The sequence below is a fragment of the Bradyrhizobium sp. 138 genome (genome assembly GCF_023074075.1).
GTDB lineage: Bacteria > Pseudomonadota > Alphaproteobacteria > Rhizobiales > Xanthobacteraceae > Bradyrhizobium.
The window spans coordinates 1-3,529 of the sequence record NZ_JADPKT010000040.1 but is presented as its reverse complement, the minus strand read 5'-3'; the positions used below and the strand labels follow the sequence as shown (position 1 = coordinate 3,529).

The 3,529-nt window shown below is 57.3% G+C and carries 3 protein-coding genes; 1 reads left to right on the top strand and 2 read right to left on the bottom strand.

Going from position 1 to position 3,529, the window contains the following annotated elements:
- Positions 1-1,673: 1,673 nt before the first annotated feature.
- Both IVA79_RS17465 and IVA79_RS17460 read right to left on the bottom strand, forming a co-directional pair.
- Entirely contained in the window at positions 1,674-2,090 is a 417-nt protein-coding gene (locus IVA79_RS17465; protein WP_247554842.1) for a hypothetical protein, read from the bottom strand.
- Positions 2,072-2,374, bottom strand: a complete 303-nt coding sequence (locus tag IVA79_RS17460; protein WP_247554839.1) for a hypothetical protein — start codon at positions 2,372-2,374, stop codon at positions 2,072-2,074. Before IVA79_RS17460 ends, IVA79_RS17465 begins: the two co-directional genes overlap by 19 nt.
- A gap of 251 nt (positions 2,375-2,625) precedes the next feature.
- Between IVA79_RS17460 and IVA79_RS17455 the strand changes: the two genes are divergently transcribed.
- Complete coding sequence (locus tag IVA79_RS17455) at positions 2,626-2,850, top strand: hypothetical protein (protein WP_247554836.1); 225 nt, start codon at positions 2,626-2,628, stop codon at positions 2,848-2,850.
- The last annotated feature ends 679 nt before the right edge of the window (positions 2,851-3,529 follow it).

Genomic DNA, 3,529 nt, shown 5'->3' with positions numbered 1-3,529 from the left:
CCGGCGGCTCGGGAAGTGTCTGAGCGAACTCCTGGCGGATGAAGCGATGCTGCGCGTCCGTTTCCCAGTACACATCAAAGGAGAATTGCACCAGCGTGCCCCAGCGTGCGAAAGCGCTCCTCGCTCTCGCGCAGTGCCTCCTCGGGGCGCTTGCGCTCATTCGAATCGAGCGCGACCGACGCCGGTTGAATCGGATGTTGCATTAACACCTCTTGCTTACGCGCGCTGGATCAATCGAGGCATTCTTCCAGATTGCGGCCTGTCTCTCGCCCGGTGTGGCAAATAGCGCCCGCGATCACCATCGATGCGCGAAGGGGCGAACCTGGCCTCGCAACGGCCAATAATCGATTAAATTTGCCTCGTGACGACTATACTCACGTATATAAGCCGTCTCTATGGCCATGTTGCTGCGAAAAAAACGCGGGCGGCGTCCCTAGCTTGCCGTGCGGAGCCTTTCGTCCCGGTGCATAAGTCGAGAATAACGGGACACGTCGGCCGCCAATATCGCCGTTAACTGCGCTCGATTCCGATCTGCACCATGGTGGACAGATCCTCTTGTCAGCATTGAATCGACAGCTGCACTGACACGATCTGCGGAGAAGGAGAAATGGATTCCCTAGAGCGTTTGGGACGTCGCCCTATGGCTCGTGCTGCCCTTCGCTCCGAGGACTGCGATGTCAGCTTTCGGGAAGCCGAGCCGAACAGCGAGGGCAGCCTTTGAGCTATCCAAGACATAGGCAAATGGCTGGCAGACCGACCACCCATCCTTCTGAGCGATCTCACGACGAAGCCCACCAGCCGTCCGGGAAGGGCTCTAACGGCTCGTGATCATCATTATCGTCGCAGGCGTGCGAAGAAACACTTCGAAACGTAGGTCGAAAATTCGGCATGTGCTCAACACCGGCCTTTTCGATCGCCCAAGATGGTACGCAGCAAAGCCGTGTAGACGCCTCGGATCGGTTGGCCAGGCGATCGCCCACCTATGAGCGGCAACCTGCCAACCATGATCTCCATTTTGCTGCATGCTTCCCTGTCGGTTACCGGTCCCCTACTGAGCTTCGTGAAGCTTGGGTTGTTCCCGTAGGCGCACCCTTGTGGAAGCTACGAAAATCGCGGCCTGAGACGATTGCCGCCAATATAAACGCCAGTACGCATGCGGCCAAGGACCAAAGCGCAATTGCGACCTGCTTCTGCATGGCCATTCAATAGTCTGAGCTTGGGCGCTTACGCTCATCCAGATCAAAAGATCATTGAGCTAATAGCCACAACTTGTTTTGAACCACTTCAACGGCAATCCGAGGAGGTAGCCTCGCTTTTTCAGCTCATCTTCGGTTCTGTTCAAAATCTGGGCGATAGACCTCGGTGATGCTCGAGAACTCACCAGCTTTCGAAAAATATCGTCCTCGCGTCTCGTCCAGCGAGTAGAGGGCACGCTCACCTCCATATCCTCACCTCAGCACTCGAAGAAACGGCTCCTGCGGGGCGGGCAGGAGATGCCGGAGCCGCCTCTTTCGAGATCCTTGTGCGTTCGTCCGGCACAATTGGCCGATTATAACGCACATTAAATTGGTTTTCTATATTTAATTTATTTAATTATTAAAAAGTTCATGACACGACGGAGCGAATGCGTTCCCTATTTGAGTGCAGAGAAGAATTGCCGGGCCGGCGAGACGTTAGGTTGCGTTGCTGCCCACCGAGCATGACCTGATACCCTGATAAAAGCATCGCGTCGTCGCGGGCGCCCTGCGGAAGAAAACGACGACGCTTGAATGGCCTACGGGGCGACGACAAAGCGCGTGGCGACGCTCGATCGTGTTCAAGTGAGACCCCTGACCCACCTTGTAGACGAAGACCAGCTCGTGCTTGGAGCGATAGAACGATCCCATGCCGCCATTGCTCTTGTTCCAGACGCATAAATTCTTCAGCTCGGAATAGACGCCGCCGCCGGCTGCCTTCAGCACCTCGTCCATGTGCCTCCAATCCATGCAGATGAAATGGATGGCGCCGTCCACACTCACCTGCGCCATATTGCCGAACACCCCAGCCAAAAAGCCCGCAAACTCGGCCGAGCTCATCTCGCCGGAAGCCATCTTGAACTCGCGGTGCTTGACCGCGCCAAGCCCGCTGACATGACCGTCGATCGGCACGTGTCGCCACACAGCAGGCGATGCTCCCCCAGAATCCAGAGGTCGCCGAGCCGTGATACCGGCTCCGCCCCAACGGCCGGTACGAGATCGCTTCGATCAGGCTTCTCGGGCTTGGCTTCGCCGTCCACCAACAGGTCGATCTCTGCGGTCTCAAAGCCGGTCACTTCCACATCGAAATTGATCTCGGCGCCCATCAGGTCCCGCCAGAGCACGCGCAATTGATCCATATCCCAATCGGAATTCAGAGCGACCTTATTGTCCGAGAGCGAGAACGCGATCTTGGAATGTGCGCCTGTGGAGTCGAAGATCGGTAACCCCGCGATAAACGATCTCTGAACTGCCTGTTCGGCCGGCGTTCATATCGTTCCTTTAGTATCTCCACACAGTAGTGAACCCGAGACGTAGTTTCCAGCCGTGGGACCCAATCCACGCCGCTCGATAATTTGCGCAGGGACACACTCACAATGGAGGAGACACCATGAAGAAGCTTCTCATTTCGGCTGCTGCCGCTGCAATCATGACCGGCGCTGCCTACGCCCAGACGGAATTTTATGTAGTGCAAGACACCTCCACGAAGAAATGCACCATCGTGGACAAGAAGCCGACCGCCACAACCACCGTCATTGTTGGCGACGGCAAGGTGTTCAAGACACGCACCGAAGCTGAGACCGGGATGAAGACCATCAAGGTCTGCGCGCACTAAGGGAGTGGTGGCGAGAAGCGATAAACCCCCGCTCCGTCCGCTCCCATCGACAAGAGGGAGGCCGCCGAAGCGGCCTCCCTCTACTCACTGGCACATACCAACTGGAGGATCAGCAATGTTTAAAGGGATGCGCAAGTATGCATTCGGCGCCGCAGCGGCAACTGCCTTGTTTGTAGCCCCGATCTCGGCCTTTTCTCAATCCTTTGAGATTGGACCGGGAGGCGTCCGAGTGTACGACGGTCGAGGAGGCGGGCAATGCGAGCAATTGCGGCTTGCCTGCGAAAACAAGGACGCGCTAGGGGAACGGGGTGAAGGAAATTGCCGCAGATACCGGGAGACCTGCCAAAGACCAGCACGCAGGGATGTGTGCGCCGAATTGAGACAGGCCTGCCTCTACAAGAACGAGCTGGGCGAACAAGGCGCAGGAAATTGCCGCAGGTATCGCGAGACTTGTAGGGGGCGCCTGTAAAGGTCGCCAATTTTCAGGGTGGCGGAGTGGGTCCGGCATCGCCCGGCGCCGCCTCGTGCACCCCATCATCGCGAAGGCCGCCTCAGTTGGCGGCCTCGTTCATATCAGGCACGACGAGACGTGTTGGAAGTCGGTTCAAAAATAGCTCTTCAATGTGCCGCGCCGTCGGACGTCGAGTGTGGCGCAATGGAAGCCGCCACCAAATGCCGC